The sequence below is a fragment of the Collimonas sp. genome (assembly GCF_039923675.1).
Lineage (GTDB): Bacteria > Pseudomonadota > Gammaproteobacteria > Burkholderiales > Burkholderiaceae_D > Collimonas.
This window is the reverse complement of record NZ_JBDTCG010000066.1, coordinates 18,203-43,591: the sequence shown is the minus strand read 5'-3', so window position 1 is coordinate 43,591 and position 25,389 is coordinate 18,203. Positions and strand designations below refer to the sequence as shown.

The following is a 25,389-nucleotide window of genomic DNA, read 5'->3' as shown; positions in this document are numbered from 1 at the left end:
TGATAGGCGCTTTGCTCCCACAGGCCTTTCGGCTCGATGATCATGCGTACATTGTCGCCTTGGGTGACAGTGCTGATGGTCTTGACCGGCGTACCGAAGTCGCCGACATCCAGCTTGCGGCGCAGGACATCAGGCAAGCTGGTCTTGAGGAAATCGACCACAATCGTCTGCCCCTGTTGATGGACATCGACGCCGACTTGCGTGTTTGGCAAATCGATCACAACCCGGCCTTCGCCTGCCGTACCACGACGGAAATCGATATCGCGCAGCGCAGGTTTGCCATTCAACAAAGGTGCGGCAACAGGAGCGGCAGCCACACCTGAAACAGTCCGCGCCGCCGGCTGTACCGGCACGCCGACGGCATTTACCGGTGTCGCCAGACCGCCAGAGCCGTCAATCGTGACGACTAGGGCGTTGCCATCCATCGCGGTCGCATAGGACAGGGATCGCTTCAGATTGAACACCAGGCGTGAGCGGTCGTCGGCTTGCGCCAGCAATACGTTGCGCACGTCGCCCAAGCTGATGTCTTGCGTTGTCTTGCCTGTGGCGTTGCCGACACCGACAAAGTCGAACGCGATTCGCGCCGGACTGAGGATGGAAAATGCCGTTGGCTGGGCACTCAAGGGGTGTTGGAAGCTGATCTTGACGATCACATTCGCGCCCTGCTGGCTGGCGCTGATCGATGTGATTGCATTATTTTCCGCTGCCATGACTGCGGCGCTGGACCCGACCATGCAGATCAATGCCAAAAGCATGAGTGCTTTCTGTCGAATCACGCTCATCCGGCTCACGCTCAGGCTAACTATTTTTTTTCCTGCTGCAATCATTTTGTGCTCTCCTGCAACGCTAACTTGGCTTCGCGCTCGACCCATTCGCCGGACGCATCTTGTACGATTTCTTTTAAAACGACTTCTGATTCATTGATGGCTGTAACCATGCCGAAATTCTGCCCCATGTAATTACCCACTTTGGCTTGAAACACGGTCTTGTCGACTTGCAGCAAGGCATAGCTCAGGCCCACCTTCTGCAGCGTGCCGACCATCTTGATGGTATCCAGCGGATAGTTTTCCAATGTTTCACGGCGCCGGTCCATATTCGGCTTCAAGCCGTTCGACTTGCCCTGCAACTTGGCAAATGCCACCAGCAGCTTGTTGGGATTGTAGGGATCGACACTGGTCGCGCCGGCATACACGAAGGGAATGAATTTCTTCGGCTCGGTCAGCTTCGGAATTCCCACTTTGGTATGGCTCTTGACATCGGCCATCCAGTCTTTCAATTCCTGCACGCCGCTATCGCCGCAACCTGACAAAGTTGAGATGAATACGACAAAAAACGTCACCCGGGTCAGACGCCCAATGCGAAAAAACGTCATTTTTGACCTTTCTGTTTAGCTGAATCGGCTGTCTTGCGCTGCTCAGCCACTTCGTCCTTATCCAGATAGCGGAAGGTCTTGGCAATCGCATCCAGGCTCAGCGTGCCATCCTTGCCTGTTGCCAAATTCATATTATTCAAGGTCACGATACGTGGCAGATTGGCGATGTCGCTGGCGAACGAGCCGACGTCATGATAGTTGCCGGTCACCTTGATGTTGATCGGCAGTTCAGCGTAGTAATTCTTGACCACTACCTGGCCCGGCTTGAACAGTTCAAACTGCAAACCACGTCCCAAACCGGCCTGGTTGATATCCGACAGCAGGGCATCCATCTCGGCCTTGCTAGGCAATTGCTTTTCCAAGGTTGCCACATAGTCGGCAACTTGCAGCTTTTGCTTTTGCAGCTCTTCCAGGTTAATCGCTTGCTGGATCTTCGATTTGTACTGCTCCTTCAGTTGCACTTCCTTTTGCTCGCCAGCGCTGAGTTCATCTTGCTGGTCACTCCAGTAGAAATACCAGCCAACCAGCAGCACCAGCAGAAATACGCCCACGCCTGACAAAATACGCGGAGCGATCGGCCACTGGCCGGGGTGCCGGCCATTCAGTCCGCGAAACTGCGCACTCATCGAGGCGCCCAAATTATTCAAATCCGTCATTGCGCGTCTCTCATTTCAAGGTTGCTGCCGGTGCGCCGGTGCCGGCCACCGCAGCAACTGCATTTTTCGGGGTTGCCACGGCATCTTTGGCATCCTTGTCGGACGGCCGTTTGATGCCGACATTGACGGTAAATGCGAAGACATGCTTGCTGTCGCGCCCGGTCCCAATCACGGCAGAGCGGATTTCGATCAGGTCAGGACGCTCCAGCCAGGCCGAGTTATTGCCCAGATTGCGCAGCAGTTCCGACACCCGCTCATTCGATTGCGCGTAGCCATTCAATGCCACCCGCTGGCCTTCCTGCTTGAGGGAGTTCAGGTAGACGCCTTCCGGTACTTGCTTGACCAGTTCGTCCATCAGGTACACAGGCTGGTTACGATCGCTCTGCAAGTCTTCAACGGCTTGCTGGCGTGCCTTCAGGGCATCGATTTCCTGCTTGAGCGTGGCGACTTCCTTGATTTCGCCGTCAAGGCGGGTGTTTTCCGCCGTGATAAAGGTGTTGCGCGTGTTTTGGTTAGCGATGCCATTGGCGAAAAACGCGCCGACCAGCAACACCGTTACCAAGCCAATCACGGCCGACAACACCAGCATGGCGAAATAAGCGTTTTTGCGCTGCTTACGCTTGGCTTCGCGGTGCGGTAATAAATTAATTTTGATCATCAGCCAAATCTCCGCATGGCCAGCCCGCAAGCAACCAGATAAGACGGCGCATCCAAGCGCAATTGTTTTTCACGTACATTCGGTCCCAGTTGCATGCCGGTAAACGGGCTCACCACCGAGGTTGAAATCTTGGCGCGGCCCGCGACCACTTCCACCAGGCCGGGAATCGTGGCGCAACCGCCAGCCAGGAACAACTGGTCGATACGGGTGTACGGCGTCGACGTAAAGAAGAATTGAATTGCCCGCGTCACTTCCAGCGCGGCACTTTCCAGGAAGGGATTGAGGATTTCCTGTTCGTAGCCCTCTGGCAGGTCGCCATTGCGCTTCTTGGTGTCGGCTTCTTCATATGACAGGCCATAGGCGCGCACGATGTCCTGGGTCAGCTGGTTGCCGCCAAACGGCTGTTCGCGCTCATAGATCAGCTGACCATCCAGCAAAGCCGATACATGCGTGGTCTGGGTGCCGATTTGAAACAGGCCGACAATCTGGCCCTGGCCGGCTTTCGGCAATTGGCCGATGATGCGGTTGATCGCCGCACGCGCCGCATAGGATTCGATATCCATCACGGTCGGTTTGAGGCCGGCCGCTTCCGCCACCGCCACCCGATCCTCGACCTTTTCCTTGCGCGTCGCCGCCAGCAGCACTTCGACATCTTCAGGCGAATGCTGGGCCGGGCCGATCACGTCGAAATCGAGGCTGACTTCGTCCAGCGCAAACGGAATGTATTGGCTGGCTTCGGACTCCACCTGCATCTCCAACTCATCTTCCTGCATGCCGCTGGCCAGGATGATCTTCTTGGTGATCACCGACGCCGGCGGCATGCCCAGCGCCACCAGCTTGGTGTTGGAGCCGCTTTTTTTCCATAGCCGGCGGATGACTTCAGTGACCTGTTCAATGTTTTCAATATTGCCATCCACTACCGCTCCCCGCGGCAATGGTTCAGAGGCATAGCGATCAAGACGCAGTTGATCCTTGCCGATCTCGGACAATTCAACCAACCTGACGCCTGACGTGCTGATATCAATCCCCACCAGCGGCGGGTTCTTTTTACCGATCAGCGATCCTAGATCTAATGCCAAGAGCATTTCTCCCGAGTATGTATTATTTGGGGAACATTCTGCCTGCAAGGCGGTCGCATTAGCGGTATACCGTCTCGAAGTTAGGAAAAACCTGTAAAACAGGGCTTACAGCAATGTTAAATTTTATAAGGTGAAATCGTAGCAATAAGAGGGCACTGCTGTAAAGAAATTTTCCTGAGGGCAATTGTTTAAGTATTACGAAATTTCGCTTCACAGCCACTCCATTCATACTATTTTGGTTTTAACCGACAATTTCTGTCTGAATTTCGCAACGTAGTTAGCGTTCTTGCTAGTGCTGTTGCGATAACACGAGGCAATAACGCCAAACTGGAACGCATGATGCAGAGCAAGTTTTGAGCCAAGGGCGTGTTATGTCTGTCGCCAGCGTATAAATCGTGATCAATTAACATCCACAACGAGACATTCCCTTATCGCCCCTGTGCATCGTGCCGCTATAATGCGTGGCATCATCTTTCAAAAAACGCATCGCATGACGCCTCCAGATACAGCCAGCGACATCCATCAAAATCCTCCTGCGCGTCGCCGTATGCCGCTAGCACTGCGCCTGGTGCTTGGCTTTTTCGGGCTGGTTGCCGGCTTGATAGCGATCGGTTGCCTGACTTTTTTCCTGATGCTGGCGATGGCCTATCCCAATTTGCCGGAACTGGATTCGCTCACTGACTACAAACCCAAAATTCCATTGCGCATTTTCTCAGCAGACGGTGTACTGATCGGCGAGTTCGGCGAAGAGCGGCGCAGCCTGGTGCACATCAACGAGATTCCCGACGTCATGAAAAAAGCCGTGCTGGCGATCGAGGATGACCGCTTCTACCAGCATGGCGGCGTCGATTACCAAGGCATCTTGCGCGCCAGTTTTTCCAATCTGACCGGCGGCGGCGGCGGCGCCAGCACCATTACCCAGCAAGTCGCGCGCAATTTTTTCCTGACCAGCAACGAGCCGACCTTCTTCCAGAAAGCCTCGCGCAAATTCCTCTATGAAATTCCGCTGGCCTGGAAGATTGAACGCAACCTGACCAAGGACCAGATCCTTGAGGTCTACATGAACCAGATTTACCTGGGGCAGCGCGCCTACGGCTTCGCTTCGGCGGCGCAAATCTATTTCGGCAAGCGGCTGCAAGACATCACCACCGCTGAAGCAGCAATGCTGGCCGGCCTGCCCAAGGCACCGTCGGCCAACAACCCGGTAGTCAATCCGAAGCGCGCCACGGTACGCCAGCAGTACATCTTGTTGCGCATGCTGCAACTAGGCTATATCACCGAGGCCCAGTACGAACAGGCCAAGAATGAAACCCTGCATATCAAGACCGGCGCCAGCGAATTCGGCATCCACGCGGAATTCGTCTCTGAAATGGCGCGCCAGCTGGTATATGAGCAATTCAAGGAAAACACTTACACGCGCGGCCTCAACGTCTTCACCACCATCACCAAGGCCGACCAGGATGCCGCTTACATAGCGCTGCGCCGTGGCGTAATGGATTACGAAAAGCGGCGCGGCTACCGCGGCCCCGAAGGTTTCATGGAAATTCCCGACACCACCAAGGAAGCCGCAGAAGATGCGATCGAAGTCGAACTGGCCGACCATCCGGACAGCGATGAAATCGTCGCTGCGGTGGTGCTGGAGGCCACGCCCAAGCTGGTGCGCGCGGTGCTCTCTTCCGGCCAGGAAATCAGCATCAGCGGGCCGGGCCTCAGTATCGCCACCAATCTGTTGAGCGACAAGGCGCCACCGCAGCGCAAGGTCAAACGCGGCGCCATCATCCGCGTCATGCTGGAAGGTAAAAACTGGAGCATCACCCAGATGCCGGCGGTGGAATCAGCCTTCGTCGCTGCCGATACCAAGGATGGCGCCATCCGCGCCCTGATCGGCGGTTTCGATTTCAACCGCAACAAGTTCAATCACGTGACCCAGGCCTGGCGCCAGCCGGGATCGTCGTTCAAGCCATTCATCTATTCAGCGTCCCTGGAAAAAGGCTTGTCGCCTGCCACCATCATCAATGACGCGCCGCTGACTTACGGCGGCGGCCAGACTGGCGGCCAGATCTGGCAACCCAAGAATTACGGCAATAAGTACGAAGGTCCGATGAGCATGCGCAAGGCCCTGACCAAATCGAAGAACGTGGTCTCGGTGCGTATTCTTGACAAGATCGGTGCCAAGTATGGGCAGGAATATGTGACGCGTTTCGGCTTCGATGCTGACAAAAATCCGCCATACCTGACCTTGGCCCTGGGCGCCGGCGCGGTCACGCCGCTGCAAATGGTGGGCGGTTACGCGGTATTTGCCAACGGCGGCTACAAAATCAGTCCCTACATCATCAGCAAGATTACCGATGCCAATGGCAATGTATTGTCGCAAGTACATCCTGACACCGCAGGCAACGAGGCCAATCGCATCATCGATCCGCGCAATGCATTCATGATGGACAGCATGATGCGCGACGTCGTGCGCTACGGCACGGCGGCCAAGGCCATGTCGCTCAACCGCACCGATCTGGCAGGCAAGACCGGCACCACCAATGATTCGCTGGATGCCTGGTTTGCAGGTTATCAACCCTCGCTGGTGGCAGTGGGCTGGATGGGTTACGACCAGCCGCGCAGCCTGGGCGACAAGGAAACCGGCGGCGGCTTGGCGCTGCCGATCTGGATCAGCTTCATGCAGCAGGCGCTAAAAGGCGTACCGATGGAAGACCGCGTGGTGCCGGACGGCCTGATTCATTCCGGTAGCGAATACTATTACGCGGAATACCCCCCGGGAGTCGCCACGGAGAGTCTGGGCGGTGGCGCCACAGCGCCGACAGAGGAAGAAAAAGCCCGGGACGAGGTCAAGAACGAATTGTTCTGACGCCGGGTGGACACAAAGTGCCCACGCGTTACACCGAATATATCTGCGTGGGCATTACATGCCACCCTAGGTTGAATACAAGTCCAGCAAACGCTGGGTATAAATCTCGATATTCTCCGGCAGGCTGACATCCAGCGTACGCAGCAATATCTGTGCTTTACGCCGGTAATCCTCCAGCTGTGCATCATGCGTGGCGAATGCGCGCAGCACCGCCTGGCCGCCCTCGTAAGAATCGAACTCCGGATAGTAATAGCCGTAGTCCTTGATGAATTCCGAGTTGTGGATCAACGGGTAGCCGCCGTACAAGGCTTCGTAATACAGATAATTCTGGCCATTTTCCCAGTGATGCGAAATGATGCAGTCACCGTAATTCGCCATGAATTCATACACCGCAAAACGCCCTTCAAAAGAAGCCAGACCATGGTTCACAACGTCCAGCGAGCGGGCGAAATGCGAAAACTTGCCATGCTCTTTCAGGTGCAAGGTGTTGCAGACCCGCAGATATTCGAGAAAAGCCGGTTGTGCGCGGTAGGCTTCTTCGCAAGCCAGCATCGGCAACAATGACGTTTTCACCATGCAGACATTCGGTTCGAAGCTGCAGACGCGCCAGCGCGGCTTGCCCGGCTGATAGCCGTAGCTGAGATGGCCGGGCAAGGTGGCGATGCCCTTGGCGAAAAACAGCGGCGTCCACAAATGCGGCACGATATGCACCGGCGCACGCGAGGTCAGAGCGAAATAATCCTTACAGCTGCGCTCATACTCCGGCAAGGTCCACACGGCGTCGTAAGGCTTGTCGCTGCATAGGCCGCCGTGCGGCTTGTTGAACATGGCGCGTTCGATGTCGATCACGTAGTCGTTGCCGACCCGCATCCAGGCATAGCGGCCGCCGCGTTCGCGGAATTGCCGGACCCAGTCTTCACCCAGCTGGGCACTCATTTCGACCACGACATCCAAGGTATTCATGGCTTCATCGAGGCCGATCATGTCGATCCCGAGATCGCCCAGCATCATGGCGTCGCTGACCTGCTCGGTGGAGCCGTCCAGCACCAGCACCGCGCGCTCGACCGCCGGCGACTGGTTGAACAGCTGCACCAGGAAGGCGCAATTCTGGAAGATGCCGTTTTCCCAGATCGATTGCGGTCCGGGACGCACATACAGGGTGACGCCTACGCGTAATTTACGTTGCGGCAAAGGGTGGCCGGGATTGCTCATGCCTTGCCCTCCACGGTGAGTTGCAATCTTTTCACAAATGCTTCCACATTGTCAGGGTGTGCGGGATCGAGCTTGCGCAGGTAGGCGGCGCCAGTCTTTTTATAATCGTCCCAGAATTCCGGCTCTTGGTTCCAGGCGTCGAGCAAAGCCTTGCCGCCTGCGCTGGCCTCGAAATGCGGGTAGTAGATGCCGATGCCATCGGCTGCCAGGTATTCCGAATTGTGGATCAGCGGATAGCCGCCGTAGAGCGCATCGTAATATAAATAATTTTGTCCGTTCTCCCATTGATGCGATACAACAGCATCCATTTTTTGCCCCGCCATACATTCGACAAAAGCCACGCGCGGTTCGTAAGTGGCTTTGTGATGGCGAGTCAGATCAAGATTGATGGCAAATCGGTTAAAGGTCGGATGCTCTTTCATCTGCACCGTATTCATCACCATCATCATGCTCACCGAGCGCTGATCCAGGCGATAGGCTTGCTCGCATACCAGCATAGGGATGACGCTGTTTTTTACAACAGAAATATTCGGCTCGAAAATCGCCGTGCGCCAGCCGGGCCGGTCTGCGCCACTGCTAGCTTGATAGCCGAATCGATGGCCATTTTTTTCACTTGCATCAATCCGCTCCTGAAGAAATTGCGGCGACCAGATATGCGGCATGGCGAACACCGGAACCCGCGATACGGTACGCAGAAAAGGCATGCAGCTTTTCGTGTGCTGTGGCAGAGTCCATATTTCGTGCCAGGGGGTACCGTTGAAAATCTGGCCGTTGGGACCGTCGAACATCGGCGCCTCGGCATTGTCGGCATAAGTATGGCCGACAAAAAATGTAATGATCTTGACCCCCAGGGCGCGCACATGACGCAGCCATTCCAGCGGCAGCTGCGCCCCCATTTCAATCACTACGTCCAGATCGAAAGTGACATCCTGAGGTTTGACCAAGGGCACGTTGAGTGCGTCCAGGCCCATCTCCGCAGGCATGTGATCGAGATCGCCGCCGTTCAGCAAAAACACTTTGCCGACCTGCGGGCTCTGCCGCAACAGCATCACCAGGAACGCCAGGTTCTGGTTGAGGCCGTTGGACCAGAGCTGCGCGCCCTGGACCGCAAAGATGGAGATTCCTACATTGATTTTTTTCATGAATGAGAGAATATTAAAAACCGTTTTAGATCACGTATTGAAATTACACAATCGGCTGTTCCAGCAACACTGTCAACAACCGCTCATATTCCGCCGTCACCCCCCGGCAGCCAGGCAGATAGCGTTCGAGCACTTGCCGCTGACGCGCCTGATAATCCTGCCAGCCATGATCGTGCGAAACCAGCACGTCAAGTAATTGGCGGCAGCCGTTTTGTACGCTGTTTCCTTCATAGTAGTAACCGAGATCGCTGCACATGTGGGCGTTATGCACTAGCGGATAGCCCTGCCAGCAGACGTCGAAATAAAAATAGTTCAACGCATTTTCGATTTGATGCGAGATCACCACATCCGTCATTTGACTCAGGAATTGCGGGGTATCGAAACGTCCCAGAAACACTGCTTTGTGCTGACGGACGATATCCAGCTGATTCATCACCGCGACGAACTCCTTGCTTTCGTGCGCCAGCCGGTCCGCATTGGTGACCTGCAAAATCTGGATCTCTTGCGGGCGCTGCCGATAAGCCTCTTCAGCAATAAACACGGGATACATGCAGAATTTCACAATATCGTTATTGGGCTCCATCACGGTCAGCCGCTTCGGCCCCGGTTGGGGCCGGTATTCGCCGTGATTGGGGAAATCGGCGCTACGCTGGTTGACGAATATCGGATCCCAGACGAAGGGCGCCACCAGCGCTTGCCGGCGGCGCAGCGTTTCAAAATACGACTGGCTGCTGGTGGCCACCTGCGGCACCATCCAGATCGCATCGTAGCGCTGGTTGACGAACAGGTCGTAGCCCCACATCGGCCGCTTGAACAGAATCGATTGCAGCACGTTGATGTATTCCACCCCGCAGCAATAAGATATCAAGCGGCAGCCCAGCGTCTTGAGATAAGTGGTTTGATCGGCGCTGATCTGGCCGCCAAGCTCTATCAACACATCCAGATTATCCTTGGCTTGCTCGAACGTCACCGTCGGCCAGCGCGTCTGGTCCCACGGCAATGCGGAGGTAATGGCAATCGCCGTGGTATTCACCAGATGCACCGATTGCACGCTCGGACAATGTTTCAATGCTTCAGCCAGGAACACGGCATTCTGTTTGATGCCGTTGGTCCACAACGATTCGCCTTCCTGATGCAGGCCGATGGTAATGCCGATCCGTAAATTGCGGGATGATGAATTCATGTCTTTGATTCAGCTAAGGAACAACGATTATCGATGGCGTATCTCTTACGTCGCTCTGACATATCTCTTACTTGCGCGCCGGTACTGACATTTTAGTCTGCTCGGTCCAGCTGTACTGCACATAGCGCCGGATGATCAGGCAACCCGGCGGCGAGTCTACCAGCGACACCGATCCGCCTGGTTCGGTCGGCGAGACATATACCGTGAAGGTTGGCAGTAACGGAGTCGCGCTATATCCTTTCAATTCGGTATCGGCAATGCTTTTGCACGAATAGGGAGCGATCGAAATACGCTCGGCGGATACCGAGCAGGCGCCGCCATCTTGCGGTACCGCAGTGATCGACACCGCAGCCGAAGCACCCGCATACTCGATGCCGGTGAGCGAAAAGAATGGCCCGCGATCAGGATGCGCACGGTCCCAGTCGACCAGCACATCATGGGCGCTGGTGCCATTGATGGCCAATGCGGATAAACGGGTGATCGCCGGCTGGCACTGCTTGACGCCAACGCTGCGAGCAGCTTCCGCCAACAGGTTTTTCGGCCCGGCGGCGGCAGCTTTGTTGCCCGGCAAATCCGCCTTCATTTGCGCATTGGCCGCTGACGTCAGAAACGTTAACACAACAAGGCAGATAACTGCCAGCCATGGCTGGCGGAGCACGCCGACGACAGGTAGATCGCTTGAGTCGGTTAAATCGGTTGCCAAGATAATAGGTAATGCACGCGTCATCAACTGGATCCATCTGAGATTGAAATTGGCTGGCTGGCGCCAAGTACGGCGTCAGATGCTTGAGGGGCCGGCGTTACCGCCTTTGGAGCCGGGGCTGGTTCAGCCTCCGGTATTGCCGGCGCAGCAGGCTCGCTGGCGGGGGCGGTAACCGGAGCGACCGGCATTGGCTCGGTTGTAGGCGCAATTGTAGGCTCTTCGGTCGCAGGCATAGCCGGCATTGGCGCTACAGGTGTAATGGCCGGTCCGGTGGCCGGCAATTCCGGAGCCGGTGTCGCGTTGGCCGGCGCGGCTGCAGGTTCGGCATCAGGGCTCACCGCAGCCGGCATTGTGGATGCCGGCTCTAGCGCAGGTTCCGCGGGTATAGGCAGCGGCGGGACGACGGCAGGTTCCATGGCGGGAATGGCTGGCGTGGCGGGCGCCACAATCACAGGCACGGCTTCAGGGACAATCGCCGGCAGCGTAGCCGGCGCCGCCGGTTCCATCATCGGCGTTTGAGGCATCGCGACAGAGGTGTCGACAACCGGCGCAGCAATGGGGACGGGAGCAGTCTGCGCCGCGGCGTTGCTCTTGGCGGCGGCATCCTGGTCAAGCTTCATCAATACCACGACAGCCTTTTCGCACTCCTCTTCGCTGTTGCAAGGCGTGATAAAGATCTTGCCCTCCCACCAGCCGCGCAACACATAGACGCCATTGTCGGTTTTGCTGCCTTTGCCATCCTTCAGCATCTCCTGGTACTGCGGATGTGCCGGAGGAAATGTCATGACGCCATAACCCAGCTGGTGGCCACGGTGCCATTGGCCGTCATAGGTCGAGCCGTCAGCAAAGCTCGCCTTGCCCGGCCCCTCCGGCAGGGAGTCGATATACATGCCTTCAAAACGGTTCCCCGGCTCCTCGACCCCGGTGACACGGCCACGCAACTTACCCTGCTCCATCGTGCCACTCAGTTCCGCCACCTGTTTGTTGCTACCCAGCCAGCGCACAGTGCCCAGGCCTTGCGCCAGACCGTTTTCGCAGCGGCCGCTCCAACGCACCGTGATATCGCCGCCAATCGGATCGGCGCTCCAGACCTTGCAACCGTTACTGGTATCGAAAGCCCAGTGTCGCGCAGGTTCATCGGTTTTTTTTGCAACTCCTGGATTTACGGCGTTGTTCGGGCTCACCGTGCCGGCAATCGCCGGACTATTCGCAGCGCCAGCTCCGCTCGCAACACCCATTGCAACCAGGATGGCCCCTATGAAAAGGACGGTTCTCGTCCGGCTCTGCACCGGCCTTTGCCGGGATCGCTTTCGAGCGTTGACAATCTCGCCGCAGATCACGCCATCACACCAATCACTTGGTTCTTCCGAATCCCTGATCATTATCGTGTTCATAGGTGGCTATCGATAGTTGAGAAGCGTTGGACAAACTCCCTGATGCGGTTTACGGACCTTGTTGCGACCCCTGAAACAGGCCTGCGGAGCAAAGGAAAGCGAGCGTATCAAAACAACATGACATGGTTCACATCTTACGACAAATGCAAGCCGAAAATCTCTTGCCAGCCATCCCGGCGAGAAAAAAATTACAGCGTTACCGGTACGCCGCCCTGCGTGCTGATCATCGTCGACAAGGCCGCAAAGAACTCGGAGCCGTCGCGCGTATTGATCCAGTCGTCGCCCTTGCGCTTATAGTGAAAGCCGCCTGATTTCGCCGCGATCCACAATTCCTGCATCGGCGCTTGGCTGTTGACGATGATCTTGCTGCCATTGTCGATAAATTCAATCTCCAGCACGTTGCCGCTACGCTTGCACTCTACATCCAGATCGGTATCGTCCGCTGCCTGTTCCAGCGCCCTCTCGATCTCGCCCAAAGCCGCCTCAGCCGCCGCCAGGAATTCTGATTCTGTCATGCTACACTCCAATCCGTTTCGTTAAACTGTGATACTACCCCGTGAAGCCAATTTTTGATTTGTCTCGCACTACCATGTTTGCGGTGTTTGCCATTCCGCTTGCCTTGACCGCATGCGGCCAAAAAGGCCCGCTATTCATGCCGGTTGCGCTGCCGCCGCCGATCATCAGAACGGCACCTGCGCCGGCACAGCCAGATGTTACCTCTAAGGCAACTCCAACCCCTGTGGTCCCGGCTCCGCAGGAAACACCTGCGACCCCAACAACGCCAGTAAATCGGCCCACTACGCAATAAGTTGCCTTATGTCGCATTTTTCATACAAAAGTGGCGTTCTGCACGCTGAAAACGTCGCCCTGAACGCTATTTCGCAACAATTCGGCAGCCCGACCTATGTCTATTCCAAGGCCGCGCTGGTAGAAAATTTTTCGGCTTATGCAGATGCCTGCAAGAAATACAGCCCCGCTTTGGATAGCGCATTGATCTGTTATTCGGTCAAATCCAACTCCAACCTGGCGGTTCTGCAATTGCTGAGCCGGCTCGGTTCGGGTTTCGATATCGTTTCAGGTGGCGAATTATTACGCGTAATCGCCGCTGGCGGGGATACTCGCAAAGTGATTTTTTCCGGCGTCGGCAAGTCGCGCGAAGAAATGCGCCTGGCACTGTCGCATGACATCCTTTGCTTCAATGTCGAATCGATTCCAGAACTGCATCGTTTGAATCAAATAGCGGCCGACATGGGCAAGCGCGCCGCCATCTCGCTGCGCGTCAATCCCAATGTCGACGCCAAGACCCATCCTTACATCTCGACCGGACTCAAGGAAAACAAATTCGGCGTCGCCTATGACGAAGCGCTGGCTTGTTATCGCAGCGCCGCCGCGTTGTCCAATATTGATGTGGTCGGGATCGATTGCCATATCGGTTCGCAACTGCTGGATGACGCTCCTTTGCTGGAAGCGCTCGACAAGATCATCGACCTGGTTGATCAACTTGCGGCTGAAAACATCCACCTGCACCATCTGGATATCGGCGGCGGCATCGGCATTACCTACGACGATGAAAAGCCGGTCGCCATTGATGACTATCTGGGGCGCCTGTTCGCCCGGGTCAGCGCCTGGCGCCAGGAAAAGTATCAGGGTGCGCCGATCAAGGTGATGTTCGAACCTGGCCGTTCGATTGTCGGCAACGCCGGCATTTTGCTGACAGAAGTCCAGTACCTGAAACATTCGGAAGCGAAGAATTTTGCGGTAGTCGATGCCGCCATGAACGACTTGATGCGGCCCGCCATGTATGAGGCCTGGCATGGCGTTCAGACGGTCGTAGAACGCAGCAGCGTGGCGCAGGTCTATGACGTAGTCGGTCCGGTTTGCGAATCGGGCGACTGGCTGGCGCGTTCACGTTCACTGGCGATCGAAGCGGGGGACTTGCTGGCGCTGATGTCGGCCGGCGCCTACGGCATGACCATGTCCTCCAACTACAACACGCGCGGCCGCGCGGCCGAAGTGATGGTCGACGGCGACCAGGTGCATCTGATCCGGCAGCGGGAAAAACCTGCCGATCTGTTTGCACTGGAATCATTGCTGGCTTGAACTTGCGCGCCGCAAACCACAAGACGATGATGCTAAGACTGGCGCTCAGCGCCCTATCGTCTTGTTTTCTGTTGCAATCCGCCCATGCCAACCATCCGCTGGTCACCGACGATACCAACACCCAGGATAGCGGCCACCAGCAGCTCGAACTCAACACCGACTGGTTGCGCCAGGACGACACGCACAGCCACATCGTCAACTTTACCTACAGCTACGGCTTGCTGAAGAATCTCGACATCTATGTCAATCCGCCGGCCACGCTATCCGACCCGTCCGGCATCAATGACATTGCGCTGGGCGTGAAATGGCGGCTACTGGAAAAGGGCGACTTCAGCCTTGGTGTAAAACCCGAGATAACGTTTCCCAGCGGCGATCCCGATCGAGGCCTGGGGCATGGCGCCACCAGCATGTCGCTGATACTGATCAGCAGTTATCAGAGCGGCGACTGGGCTTTCAGCGGCAACCTCGCCGCGTATTACAACCGCTTTCGCTTGCCCGGTGACCAGCAAGCTAATCGCACCGTACAGTGGCGTCTATCCGGCTATGCGCTGTATGAACTCAGTCCCAAATGGAGCGTTGCCGTAGATGCCGGCATCCTGAGCAATACCGAACGCGCCAGCGATACCAGCGGCGATTTGCATTCAAGCAGCAATCCAGGCTACATCCTGACCGGTGCAGTCTATTCCCCGACACCGAATCTGGATCTGGACCTGGGACTCAAATTCGGTATCGGCTGCGGGGCTTGTGCGGCGCAAACCCATCGTCAGGTCGGCGTTGGTGTTACCTGGCGCTTCTGAACGGCAGCACGCGATTTTGCAACACCAGCGCCGCGATTGCGCCAGGCGAAGTAGATACGCACCAGCAAAAGCGCGGCGACAATCGTCCCGAACAGAATCGGCTTCTCAAAATTGTGCTTGCCCGCCCGCATCCACCAGAAGTGCAAAATCCCCAGCATCGCCACCACATATACGCTGCGATGCAACCACTGCCAGCGCTTGCCGCCAAGGCGGCGGATCATGCCGTTGGTACTGGTCAGCGCCAGCGGCAACAGCAGCACGAAAGCGATGAAACCAACGGTGATGAACGGCCGCTTGACCATGTCCTTGAGCATTTCGCCGATATCGAAGAAATGATCGAACCAGAGAAACGTCGTGAAATGCAGGCTGGCGTAAAAGAACCCGAACAACCCGATCATGCGCCGCAATTTGACCAGCCAGTGCCAATTGGTAAAGCGCCGCAACGGTGTTACCGCTAACGTCAGGCAGATAAAATAAAGCGTCCAGTCGCCGCTGCTGCGCGTGATGAATTCGATCGGGTTGGCGCCCAGCCGGCCGGTGAAGCCGAACACCAGCAAGCGCACTGCGGGCAGCAACGCCAGCGCGAACAGCAACGCTTTGACGAGTTTGAATTGCTTCGGTGAAGGATTGAACATGCTGCGCATTCCCAGCCTTAAAAGTATTTTTTCAGGTCCATGCCTGAGTACAGCGAAGCGACGTCGTTATAGCCGTTGAACATCAGGGTCTTGCGCTTCTTGGTGAAAAAACCGTCTTCACCGATGCGGCGTTCCGTGGCCTGCGACCAGCGCGGATGATCGACGTCAGGATTCACGTTCGAATAAAAACCGTACTCGCGCGCCGCAGCGATATTCCATGCGGTTCGCGGCTGGTCTTTAAGGAAACGGATCTTGACGATCGACTTGGCGGATTTGAAACCATACTTCCAGGGCAGCACCATGCGCACCGGCGCACCGCTTTGATTCGGCAGGACCTGACCATACATGCCGAAGGTCAGCAAGGCCAGCGGATGCATTGCTTCGTCCATACGCAAGCCTTCAACGTAAGGCCATTCCAGTACTGGCGCCCGCAAACCCGGCATCTGGCGGTTGTCCGCCAGCGTCGTGAATTCGACATACTTGGCGCTGCCGGTCGGCTCGACTTTCTTGATCAGTTCCGACAGGGGGTAACCGATCCAGGGAATCACCATCGACCAGCCTTCGACGCAGCGCAAGCGGTATACACGCTCTTCCATCGGCGCCAGTTTCATCAGGCTGTCGATATCCAGCGTCAACGGCTTCTTGACCTCGCCTTCAATGGTTACCGTCCACGGCCGTGTCTTGAGGCTGCCGGCATTTTCGGCAGGATCCGATTTTTCGGTGCCGAACTCGTAGAAATTATTGTAGGTGGTAGCGTCTTTGTAGGGCGTGGCGTTGTCCACCACGACATAGGCCGGATTGGCTTTGGCGACAAGTTTCTGCGCGCCGGCTGCTTGCGCCCAAGCCTCGCCACTCGACAGTTCCAACAAGGACCCGGCGCCAACGGCGCCAACTGCGATCTGCTTGATGAAGCTGCGGCGTGATTCGAATACTTCTTGCGGGGTAATTTCGGAAGCAAACGGCAGGTCGATTCCGTTGGGGCGACGATATAGCGACATATGACTTTCCTGCGAAGTAGATAGAGTTTAGTCAAAGAAGCTGACGAATCCTTACAACAGCGCAGAAAAACCGCTTATCCGGCAATATTGATATGGTCGTGCAACTCCGAAAGCCGGGAAATGATTTTTGCCTGTTTCGGAAGCTGCGCTTCTACCTGCTCAGGCTGCAAGGCAAATACCTGCATGCCGGCGGCAACTCCGGCCTGCACACCCGGCAAGCTATCTTCGACTACCGCGCAGCGGGAAGGTTCGACACCCATGGTCCTGGCGGCGTGCAAGAACAGATCCGGCGCCGGTTTCCAGGATTTGACTTCGTAGGCGCTGAAGATGCGGCCTTCGAAATAAGGCCACAAACCGGTGACGCTCAGCGAGACCTTGATCTGGTGCAAAGGCCCGTTGGAGGCCATGCAAAACGGCACCTTGAGCGATTTCACCAGTTCCAGCGCACCTTCGATCGGTTGCAAACGCTGATGCAGAACCGGCGCGATACGGTCGCGCAAGACCTTGGTGAAATCGGTTGGCAAGGAACGGCCGAACATCTGCTCCAGCTCCACTACGCAATCAGCCATCCGGCCGCCCTTGAAGCGCGACAGCGCCTCGTCGGCCGATATGTGCATGCCCAGCTCGGCCAGATACGCCACCATCACGTCGGTTGCCACGGTTTCGCTGTCCACCAGCGTACCGTCGCAATCGAAAATCACAAGCTCTACCGGAGCACTCGCTGCATCGCTTACAGGTGTTGTCATCCGCTTACAGCTCCCCGTAGGAATGCAGGCCGGACAAGAACATGTTGACGCCGAGGAAAGCAAAGGTCGTCACCAGCAAGCCGACCAGCGCCCACCATGCTGCAACCTGGCCGCGCAAACCCTTCATCAGACGCATGTGCAGCCATGCCGCGTAATTGAGCCAGACGATCAGTGCCCAGGTTTCTTTCGGATCCCAGGACCAGTATCCGCCCCAGGCTTCCGCCGCCCACAGCGCGCCAAGAATGGTGGCGATGGTAAAAAAGGTGAAGCCGACCGTGATCGCCTTGTACATGACGTCGTCCAGCACTTCCAGCGCCGGCAGGCGGTCGACCAGATAGCCATGCGATTTCAGCAAATACGCCACCGCCACCATCGCCGACAACGCGAAAGTACCGTAGCCGATGAAGTTGGCCGGCACGTGGATCTTCATCCACCAGCTTTGCAGCGCCGGCACCAGCGGCTGGATTTCGGCGGCGTCGCGCGACACCATGTACCACAGCAGGAAACCGACCGCGGCGGAAATCACCAGCAGCACGAAAGCGCCCAGCTGGCGGGTGCGGTAATGCTGTTCGTAATAAAGATAGAACAGCGCAGTGATCAGGCTGAACAGGACAAATACTTCGTACAGGTTGGAGATAGGGATGTGGCCGATATCGGCCCCGATCAGGTAGGACTCATACCAGCGCACCAGCATACCGGTAAAGCCCATCACCACCGCCGCCCAGCACAGCTTGGAGCCGATCGAGGCGCCAAAATCGGAGCGCGTGATCAAGCCGCCCCAGAAGAACAGTGTCGACAGGAAGAACAGCGTACTCATCCACAGGATCGCCGACTGGCTGGAGAGCAGGTATTTCAGCAAAAATTTCTGGTTGGCCATATCGAGCACGCCGCCATACATGGCAATCGCCGACAGCGACAACACCGCCAGCAAAGCCATCAGCCAGCGCACCGATTTCCAGTGCCAGCCGAGCCAGGCGAACACCGGCCCGGCGGCCAGCAGCACACCTTTTTCATAATAATCCATGTGGCTGCCGTAACGGCCCAGGGCGAACAGCGAGGCGGCCACCAGTGCGATGGCAAACAGCCAGTCGATCACGGACAGCCGCTTGATAAAGCTGCTGGGCGGCGAATAAGTTTGCGTCAGTTCCATCATCATCTCCATATCGTGCCGATCCTGCGCCGGAGGCGCAGCGGAACGTCCATCTTTGTGTGCAGTACCAAGCCGTCAAACTACGCTTTCGGCGGCGCTTCGGACTGCATCAGTTGTGTTTTCAATACGTCAAATTCTTTTTCAAAATCCAGCGTCTTGCGCTGCGAACTCATCGCCATCAGCGCATGCGACTGGCCTGGCGCATCGTGGTCCGGGCGCACCCACACCCACAGCCTGCGCTCGCGCACGTACAGCATCGAAAACACGCCCAGCACCAGCAGCAGGCAGCCCAGGTACACCACCTTCTTGCCCGGCGAACGGGTGACCTGGAACACCGATGCCTTGATTTCGTCAAAGCCGGTCATTTGCAGATACACAGGTGCATTATAGAAGCTTGCATCCGATAGTGCATTGGTGCTCAATTGCAGGAAACGCGCATGCTTTTCATCCGCAGGCAATTCTTTCAAACCACCTTTCTCACGTGCAACTTGCCACAGATCCCACATGCTGCCGTTGAGGATCTTCATGAAGATGTCCGCAGCCTTTTCCTGCTCCTGCGCCGGGACTTGCTCCAGGAACTTGGAAATCGCCATATAGCCGGCTTCCTTGCCGTCGCCGGCAAACAAGGACAAGCCGCGCATTGCCGACTGTTCCAGCTGCACCCGCAGCAAGGCGATGCCTTCGCGGCTTTCCGGAATCGCCCGCTGTGCATAGCGATGCGCCGCCGCCGTACGCAACTCCGGAGTCATCAGCGCAGCGCGCAAACGCATCCATTCCTGCACGCTATCGTCGTCATCCGCAGGAATCCGCAAATAGCGGAACGGTTCGTCCGGCGTATCGCGCACGCCGGCCAGGAATACGTAGGCGTCATCGACCTTGATCGATTGCATGTAATTGCTGAATTCGCGCGCCTGGCCGGTCTTGTCGCGTAACTTGTATTGCACGCTCGGGCCGACATTCTTCAAATCCTTCTTGACCGCGCTTTTTGCCGCATTGCCAAGATGGTTGCTCAAATCGTCGCTCAGGCGCTGGTTCAGGCTCTTGGACTTGGTCACGGCGCGCAAATCGTCACCCGACCGCGCCATATTCTCCACGTTAAACGGCCGGAAACCAGACCATTCAATCGTATAGTCGTTATTACCGTTGTTGGCTAAAGGTGTCGTGCCGTTGACCTCGCCGCTGACCGGGAAAGTGGTTTCGGCAGTGCCCGCCATCGGATAGGCAGTCAGCTTGAGCTTGCTGCCGCCGTCTTCGAAGCTGGACTGGTATACCGAGATGCCCTTGTATATCAGCGGATGGTTGACCTTGATGGTGGCCGCGAAAGTATGGCCGTCGGCATTGTCTTTGATTACCACCTCGCTGGCGAACAGCTTGGGCATGCCTGTGCTGTAGAAATCGATGATGAATTTCTTCAGCTGGATGGTGAACGGCAGGTCCTGGATCATCACGCCGTCTTTTTGCGGGATGATGGCGGTGCTGCTGGCGGAACCTTCCGGAATCAGGGTGTTGCCGCGGAAGGTCGGATTGCCCAGCCCCAGCCGGTGCTCTTCAGGAATTTCGGCGATGACGCCATTGCCGTTGAACGGCGTTTTACCGTAGATTAATTGCTGTGCGCGTATCGGCAGGTCGGAATCGAGCAAGCCGCCTATGCAGATGATCACGATTGCGCTGTGGGCAAAGATATAACCCCATTTGTTGGCGGCGCCTTGCTTGGCGCTGATCAGGATGGCGTTGCCTTTCGCTACCAGCTTGGTCTTGTAGCCTTTGGCGGCGATGCGCGCCACCAGCTGTTGCGCCAGAGTGTCCGATGCGGTGGTCGAGGTCCATTCGGCCTTGTGATGGAAATTACGCAGCGACTGCTCGCGCACGTTTTCACGCCAACTGCGCACGTCTTTCAGCATTTTTGGCGCATTGCGGGCGATACAGAGCGAAGTCGAGATCACCAGGAAAGTCATGATCAGCAAAAACCACCACGACGAGTACACCGCATACAAACCCAGCTTGCCAAACATTTCAAACCAGAACGGGCCGAACTGGTTGACGTAGTTCGGCATCGGCTCATTTTGCTTGAGCACGGTGCCGATCACCGAGGCCACCGCAATAATGGTCAGCAAGCTGATGGCGAAGCGCATCGATGACAATAGTTCGACGGCGTCCGCCAGCCAGCGGCGGCTGGTTTTCAACTGTATCCCTGCCGTGTTGATTTCGTTACTTGCGATCTCGTTATTGCTTGTACTCATAGCCACTTTGTCGTTTTAAAAGAAAAAGGGGTGGCCTAGGCCACCCCTGAATTCATATTTTATTATTATTTTTTTACTTCAGGCCGGCGATGTAATCAGCAACTGCCTTGATTTCATCATCGGACATGCGCTTGGCTATGGTCACCATCATCGGACCATTCTTGCGGGCACCGCTGCGAAAATTGGTCAGCTCGGTGACTGTATAGTCCTGATGCTGGCCGCCAATGCGGGGGAACTGGGCTGGAATGCCGGCACCGTTAGGGCTGTGGCAGCCGGCGCAGGCTGGAACGCTTTTTTCAGCAATCCCGCCGCGATAGATTTTTTTACCCAGATCGAGCGTGTCCTTGTCCTTGGCTGCGCCCGGCTTGGCTGCTTGCGCATCCAGATAGGCCGCGATGTTTTTCATTTCATCGTCGGTCAACTGCTTGGCCAGCGGCGACATGATCGGATTATTCCGGTCAGGGCCTTGGAAATTCGTCAATTGCTTGTGAATATAAGCGGCATGCTGGCCACCCAGTTTCGGGTTGGAAGTGATCGTCGATGCGCCGGCGGCGCCGTGGCATGAGATACAGGCTGTAATGTTGCGGGCCGGGTCGCCATTCGTATAGAGTGCTTCGCCCTTGGCTGGATCGGCTTTGGCAGGTACCGCTTTTGGTTCATCTGCTGCATGGGCAGCGGAGGAAAACGCGATGACTGCAACTAGGAAAGCTTTCACTACTGGAAAAAACGCACGGTTCATTCTTTACGCCCTGACTTGATTTTAGAATTCTGCCCTGATGGGTTCCAAACTGAGGCAGCCCCAGCCATATCAATCCATTGCCCGAGACCCAAAAACCCTTGATTGGACACTTAATCGGACACAAAATGCGCACATACACTCAGCAAAACAGCAGTACATAACCCCTTATTGTACAATAGCTTTCCGGCATTTTTGCCTCCCCTTACCGCATTTTCTGCTCATTCCATGTCCCTACTTTGGCAAGCCCGTTTCTTTACCACAGTCAATCATCTTCGTGACTTGCCAACTTTGCAAGTTCCGGAGATCGCTTTCGCCGGCCGCTCCAATGCCGGCAAGTCGACTGCCATCAATCTTTTGTGTAACCAGAAAAAGCTGGCGTTTGCGTCCAAGACCCCCGGCCGCACCCAGCATATCAATTATTTTTCCATAGGCGGCGCCCACGTTGCCCAGCATCGTAAGGACGAAACCAAGATCGACGAGATTCGCGCTTTGCTGGTCGACTTGCCCGGTTATGGCTACGCTGAAGTGTCCGGCTCCGCCAAATTGCACTGGCAGCAATTGCTGGGCGATTATGTCCGCCGCCGCCAGCAACTTGCTGCGCTGGTGCTGATCGTCGACTCACGCCGGCCGTTCACTGAACTCGACGTCCAGATGGTGGAATGGTTTGCACCCACCGGAAAGCCGATCCATTGCATCTTGAGCAAGTCGGATAAACTTAACCGTAACGACGCTACTAATGCTTTGCGCGAGGCGCGCAGCTTCCTGGCAAGTTATGTCAATGAAAATAATGAGCAATTGCCGTTTACCGCGCAGCTGTTTTCAGCGCTTAACCGCAACGGCCTGGAAGAAGCCAACGACAAGATCGTGGAACTGGCGGGCCTGAACAAACCGGCCGATGATGAAAGCGACGCTGGTGCCGATGACGCCGGCGCTACTGGGGAAGACAGCTCTGTTTAGTCGATACGCTAAACATAAAAAAGCCCTGGAGAAAGGGGAATATCTCCAGGGCACAATGCCTTATCACCAAAAGCGATACGGCCCCGCTCAGGGAGGGAAGCGGGAGGCGAATGATGCACCTATTGCTAGGAGCCGGTAGAGGCCTAAAAAGTTCACGATTTTTTTATTTTTCGACGAAAATATTAGCGATGCCAGTATGCAAGCTCGTTTTAGAAGCTTGCCTTTCACTCACCCCATATGTCAGAAACCGCCATGCCACACTCTCATAAAGCCGCCCAGTTCCCCGCCATCCGCATGCGCCGCATGCGTAAAGATGCGTTTTCGCGCGCAATGATGCGGGAAAACGTAATCACCACTGCGGACCTGATATATCCGGTCTTCATCCTGGATGGAAAAAATCAGCGCGAGAAAATCAATTCGATGCCAGGTGTTGAACGGCTGTCAATTGACTTGCTGTTAAATGTCGCGGAAGAGTGCGTGGCTTTGGGTATTCCGGTCATCGCTTTATTTCCCGTCATCAATCCGTCACTGAAAACTCCGGATGGCATCGAAGCCACCAATCCGCAGGGCTTGATCCCGCGCGCGGTGCGCGAACTGAAACAGCGCTTCCCCGAGCTTGGCATCCTGACCGACGTCGCACTTGATCCGTATACCAGCCACGGCCAAGACGGTGTGTTGAATGCGGACGGCTATGTGCTCAACGATGAAACCTGCGCGATCCTGGTCAAGCAGGCATTGACGCAAGCCGAAGCAGGTGTCGATATCGTGGCGCCGTCCGACATGATGGATGGCCGCATCGGCGCCGTGCGCAACGCGCTCGAGGCACATCACCATATTTACACGCGCATCATGGCGTACTCGGCCAAGTACGCATCGGCCTTCTACGGTCCGTTCCGCGATGCGGTCGGCTCGTCGGCAACGCTGGGCAAGAGCAACAAGAACACCTATCAGATGGATCCGGCCAACAGCAACGAAGCCTTGCATGAAGTCGCGCTGGATCTGGCGGAAGGCGCCGACATGGTGATGGTCAAGCCGGGCATGCCTTACCTGGATATCGTGCGCCGCGTGAAAGATGAATTCAAAGTGCCGACATTTGCCTACCAGGTCAGCGGAGAATACGCGATGATCAAGGCCGCCGCGCAAAATGGCTGGCTGGACCACGACAAGACCATGATGGAAGCCATGCTGGCGTTCAAGCGCGCCGGCGCGGATGGCGTGCTGACGTATTTTGCACTGGATATCGCGCGGCATCTTAAAAAGGGTTAAGCGCAGCTGCATATGACAATCCGGCCGATGGCAGCGCAGACAACGCCGGCGACCCGATGTTGCGGCAAAGTGGCGAGGCGCCGTTCGCTATCACCCTGAGACATTGCGTCCGGACGGCATCAGCGTATGACTCGTCAAGGCATCGTTGGCGCAATGTCTTTTCACTTCTCATGCCGGGCTGCATCATCGTGCTATCGCTAGTCTCGATGTTTGCTCTCTGGCGCATATTCAAACGCTCATCGACAATGCATGGATATCTTTCTCATCAGTGACAACCACGTCAGCCAAAGCCAGGAAATGCCGGATACCGTACCGGTCAAAGGATTCCTCTGGATCGACGCCACCCACGAAGAAGTCGCCGCCGATCCGGAAGCCTGGCGCAGCGCGATTGAAGCCGCCACCGGCGTTCAGATCTACGACCCGCACATGACCGATACGCTGAATCCTAATCACCCGTCGTATTTCGATTCGACGCAGGATTACGGCATGGTGGTGTTTCGCAAGCTGATGTTGAATGGTGCAGCCGGCGTAGGTGCGGCCGGCAATGGCAACTTGCGCTCGCCAGCGAATGACGAAGACAAAACTGCTGCAGTGCTACCACCAGCCACCGATAGCGAAGGCAGCAAACGCAAGATCCCGGCCGCATTGAGTAAACTGGCGACCCAACCGGTAACGTTTCTTATCATGGATCACGCGCTGGTCACGGTCCATGAGCGCTATAGCCGCACTATCGACGCCACGCGCACGCGCCTGCTGGAGCTGTGCAACAAGACCGAAAAAGGACCGCATGCAATCCGTCTGCCGGCCTCGCCGGAAGATCTGCTGCTGCGCCTGATCAATGCCATGGTGGATCAATACCTGGACCTGCGCCAACCATTGACCACACAGCTGGACCGCTGGCAGCGCGCACTGCTTGATCCGCGCCGGCCGTTCAAGGACTGGATGGCGCTGCTGGATGCGCGGATTGAATTACGCAAGCTGGAAAATCTATGCGAAGAACAGCACGATGCGATGCAAGAGTTGCGCGACTACTTCGTCGACATCGATGATGGCATCGAGATCAGCCGCGCCAAGGATTTACTGCTGGTGCGTATCAACGACGTGATGGAACATATTACGCGGGTGCTCAACCACGCGCGCCGCCTGGAATCGTCGATTGAATCCGCGGTGCAAATCCATTTCTCCGCAGTGGCCCACCGCACCAACGAAATCATGCGCACGCTGACCGTGATCACCGCCCTGTTCATGCCCTTGACCCTGATCACCGGAATATTCGGCATGAATTTTGAAGTGATGCCTTTACTCAAAAGCGCGCTCGGCTTCTGGCTGACGATGGGCGGAATGGCGCTGGTCGTGGTCGTGATGCTGGTGTTCTTCCAGCGCCGCCGCTACCTGGAAAGCCAGGCGCTGGACCGGCGCTGAATCTCGCAACGCATCCGCTCCGCATCAAAGCAAAAAGCCCCTTCAACAATTTGACGGGGCTTTTTAGTTTCAACTTGCAG

Annotated in this window: 24 protein-coding genes; 7 read left to right on the top strand and 17 right to left on the bottom strand. The window is 56.3% G+C overall.

Annotated features, from left to right (window positions below; translation table 11 throughout):
• The 5 genes from ABI171_RS14470 to ABI171_RS14450 form a co-directional block, all read right to left on the bottom strand.
• Positions 1 to 755: AMIN domain-containing protein (locus tag ABI171_RS14470; protein ID WP_348093244.1), on the bottom strand; the 755-nt coding region annotated here is incomplete at its 3' end.
• A 68-nt stretch (positions 756 to 823) separates the two neighbouring features.
• Positions 824 to 1,372, bottom strand: a complete 549-nt coding sequence (locus tag ABI171_RS14465; protein WP_348093243.1) for a pilus assembly protein PilP — start codon at positions 1,370 to 1,372, stop codon at positions 824 to 826.
• Positions 1,369 to 2,028 carry a type 4a pilus biogenesis protein PilO gene (locus tag ABI171_RS14460; RefSeq protein ID WP_348093242.1) on the bottom strand — a complete coding sequence of 220 codons (660 nt, stop codon included), beginning with the start codon at positions 2,026 to 2,028 and terminating at the stop codon, positions 1,369 to 1,371. The genes ABI171_RS14465 and ABI171_RS14460 overlap by 4 nt, the downstream gene beginning before the upstream one ends.
• A gap of 10 nt (positions 2,029 to 2,038) precedes the next feature.
• Complete coding sequence (locus ABI171_RS14455; protein WP_348093241.1) at positions 2,039 to 2,686, bottom strand: PilN domain-containing protein; 648 nt, start codon at positions 2,684 to 2,686, stop codon at positions 2,039 to 2,041.
• Positions 2,686 to 3,765 (bottom strand): pilus assembly protein PilM, encoded by a 1,080-nt coding sequence (locus ABI171_RS14450; RefSeq protein ID WP_348093240.1) that lies wholly within the window; start codon positions 3,763 to 3,765, stop codon positions 2,686 to 2,688. Before ABI171_RS14450 ends, ABI171_RS14455 begins: the two co-directional genes overlap by 1 nt.
• Positions 3,766 to 4,312: 547 nt before the next feature.
• Between ABI171_RS14450 and ABI171_RS14445 the strand changes: the two genes are divergently transcribed.
• Entirely contained in the window at positions 4,313 to 6,625 is a 2,313-nt protein-coding gene (locus ABI171_RS14445; protein WP_348093239.1) for a penicillin-binding protein 1A, read from the top strand.
• Between the two features lie 66 nt (positions 6,626 to 6,691).
• Here the strand turns inward: ABI171_RS14445 and ABI171_RS14440 are convergent, their stop codons facing one another.
• The 6 genes from ABI171_RS14440 to cyaY form a co-directional block, all read right to left on the bottom strand.
• Positions 6,692 to 7,837 carry a DUF2827 domain-containing protein gene (locus ABI171_RS14440; RefSeq protein ID WP_348093238.1) on the bottom strand — a complete coding sequence of 382 codons (1,146 nt, stop codon included), beginning with the start codon at positions 7,835 to 7,837 and terminating at the stop codon, positions 6,692 to 6,694.
• Positions 7,834 to 8,979 carry a DUF2827 domain-containing protein gene (locus tag ABI171_RS14435; protein ID WP_348093237.1) on the bottom strand — a complete coding sequence of 382 codons (1,146 nt, stop codon included), beginning with the start codon at positions 8,977 to 8,979 and terminating at the stop codon, positions 7,834 to 7,836. The genes ABI171_RS14440 and ABI171_RS14435 overlap by 4 nt, the downstream gene beginning before the upstream one ends.
• A 43-nt stretch (positions 8,980 to 9,022) precedes the next feature.
• Entirely contained in the window at positions 9,023 to 10,162 is a 1,140-nt protein-coding gene (locus ABI171_RS14430) for a DUF2827 domain-containing protein (protein WP_348093236.1), read from the bottom strand.
• Between the two features lie 67 nt (positions 10,163 to 10,229).
• Complete coding sequence (locus ABI171_RS14425) at positions 10,230 to 10,745, bottom strand: hypothetical protein (protein ID WP_348093235.1); 516 nt, start codon at positions 10,743 to 10,745, stop codon at positions 10,230 to 10,232.
• A gap of 143 nt (positions 10,746 to 10,888) precedes the next feature.
• Complete coding sequence (locus ABI171_RS14420) at positions 10,889 to 12,103, bottom strand: hypothetical protein (RefSeq protein WP_348093234.1); 1,215 nt, start codon at positions 12,101 to 12,103, stop codon at positions 10,889 to 10,891.
• A 344-nt stretch (positions 12,104 to 12,447) separates the two neighbouring features.
• The gene (gene cyaY, locus ABI171_RS14415; RefSeq protein WP_348093233.1) at positions 12,448 to 12,774 is read right to left on the bottom strand and encodes an iron donor protein CyaY; all 327 of its coding nucleotides are present in this window, start codon (positions 12,772 to 12,774) and stop codon (positions 12,448 to 12,450) included.
• Between the two features lie 74 nt (positions 12,775 to 12,848).
• Between cyaY and ABI171_RS14410 the strand changes: the two genes are divergently transcribed.
• Genes ABI171_RS14410 through ABI171_RS14400 form a run of 3 tightly spaced genes read left to right on the top strand, consistent with a single transcriptional unit; the run spans position 12,849 to position 15,156 of the window.
• On the top strand, positions 12,849 to 13,067 hold the full coding sequence (locus ABI171_RS14410; RefSeq protein ID WP_348093245.1) for a lipoprotein: 219 nt from the start codon (positions 12,849 to 12,851) through the stop codon (positions 13,065 to 13,067).
• An 8-nt stretch (positions 13,068 to 13,075) separates the two neighbouring features.
• On the top strand, positions 13,076 to 14,359 hold the full coding sequence (gene lysA / locus ABI171_RS14405) for a diaminopimelate decarboxylase (protein WP_348093232.1): 1,284 nt from the start codon (positions 13,076 to 13,078) through the stop codon (positions 14,357 to 14,359).
• Between the two features lie 26 nt (positions 14,360 to 14,385).
• On the top strand, positions 14,386 to 15,156 hold the full coding sequence (locus ABI171_RS14400) for a transporter (protein ID WP_348093231.1): 771 nt from the start codon (positions 14,386 to 14,388) through the stop codon (positions 15,154 to 15,156).
• On the opposite strand, the gene ABI171_RS14395 is transcribed toward ABI171_RS14400, so the two are convergent.
• The 6 genes from ABI171_RS14395 to ABI171_RS14370 all read right to left on the bottom strand — a co-directional run bounded on the left by ABI171_RS14395 (position 15,123) and on the right by ABI171_RS14370 (position 21,664).
• Positions 15,123 to 15,791, bottom strand: coding sequence for a protein-methionine-sulfoxide reductase heme-binding subunit MsrQ (locus ABI171_RS14395; protein WP_348093230.1), 669 nt, complete (start codon positions 15,789 to 15,791; stop codon positions 15,123 to 15,125). The genes ABI171_RS14400 and ABI171_RS14395 overlap by 34 nt on opposite strands.
• Positions 15,792 to 15,808: 17 nt before the next feature.
• A complete protein-coding gene (gene msrP, locus ABI171_RS14390) occupies positions 15,809 to 16,789 on the bottom strand; it encodes a protein-methionine-sulfoxide reductase catalytic subunit MsrP (RefSeq protein WP_348093229.1) in 981 nt (326 codons plus the stop codon).
• Between the two features lie 74 nt (positions 16,790 to 16,863).
• On the bottom strand, positions 16,864 to 17,535 hold the full coding sequence (locus tag ABI171_RS14385) for an HAD family hydrolase (RefSeq protein WP_348093228.1): 672 nt from the start codon (positions 17,533 to 17,535) through the stop codon (positions 16,864 to 16,866).
• A 4-nt stretch (positions 17,536 to 17,539) separates the two neighbouring features.
• The gene (ccsB, locus tag ABI171_RS14380) at positions 17,540 to 18,685 is read right to left on the bottom strand and encodes a c-type cytochrome biogenesis protein CcsB (protein WP_348093227.1); all 1,146 of its coding nucleotides are present in this window, start codon (positions 18,683 to 18,685) and stop codon (positions 17,540 to 17,542) included.
• Positions 18,686 to 18,765: 80 nt separating this feature from the next.
• Positions 18,766 to 20,925, bottom strand: a complete 2,160-nt coding sequence (locus ABI171_RS14375; protein WP_348093226.1) for a cytochrome c biogenesis protein ResB — start codon at positions 20,923 to 20,925, stop codon at positions 18,766 to 18,768.
• Between the two features lie 73 nt (positions 20,926 to 20,998).
• Complete coding sequence (locus tag ABI171_RS14370; protein ID WP_348093225.1) at positions 20,999 to 21,664, bottom strand: c-type cytochrome; 666 nt, start codon at positions 21,662 to 21,664, stop codon at positions 20,999 to 21,001.
• 225 nt (positions 21,665 to 21,889) lie between these two features.
• Between ABI171_RS14370 and yihA the strand changes: the two genes are divergently transcribed.
• From yihA to ABI171_RS14355, 3 genes are all read left to right on the top strand, one after another.
• The gene (gene yihA, locus ABI171_RS14365) at positions 21,890 to 22,621 is read left to right on the top strand and encodes a ribosome biogenesis GTP-binding protein YihA/YsxC (RefSeq protein ID WP_348093224.1); all 732 of its coding nucleotides are present in this window, start codon (positions 21,890 to 21,892) and stop codon (positions 22,619 to 22,621) included.
• Positions 22,622 to 22,873: 252 nt separating this feature from the next.
• Positions 22,874 to 23,887: a porphobilinogen synthase gene (hemB, locus tag ABI171_RS14360; protein ID WP_348093223.1), complete on the top strand. Its 1,014-nt coding sequence runs from the start codon at positions 22,874 to 22,876 to the stop codon at positions 23,885 to 23,887.
• A 249-nt stretch (positions 23,888 to 24,136) separates the two neighbouring features.
• A complete protein-coding gene (locus ABI171_RS14355; protein WP_348093222.1) occupies positions 24,137 to 25,309 on the top strand; it encodes a magnesium transporter CorA family protein in 1,173 nt (390 codons plus the stop codon).
• The last annotated feature ends 80 nt before the right edge of the window (positions 25,310 to 25,389 follow it).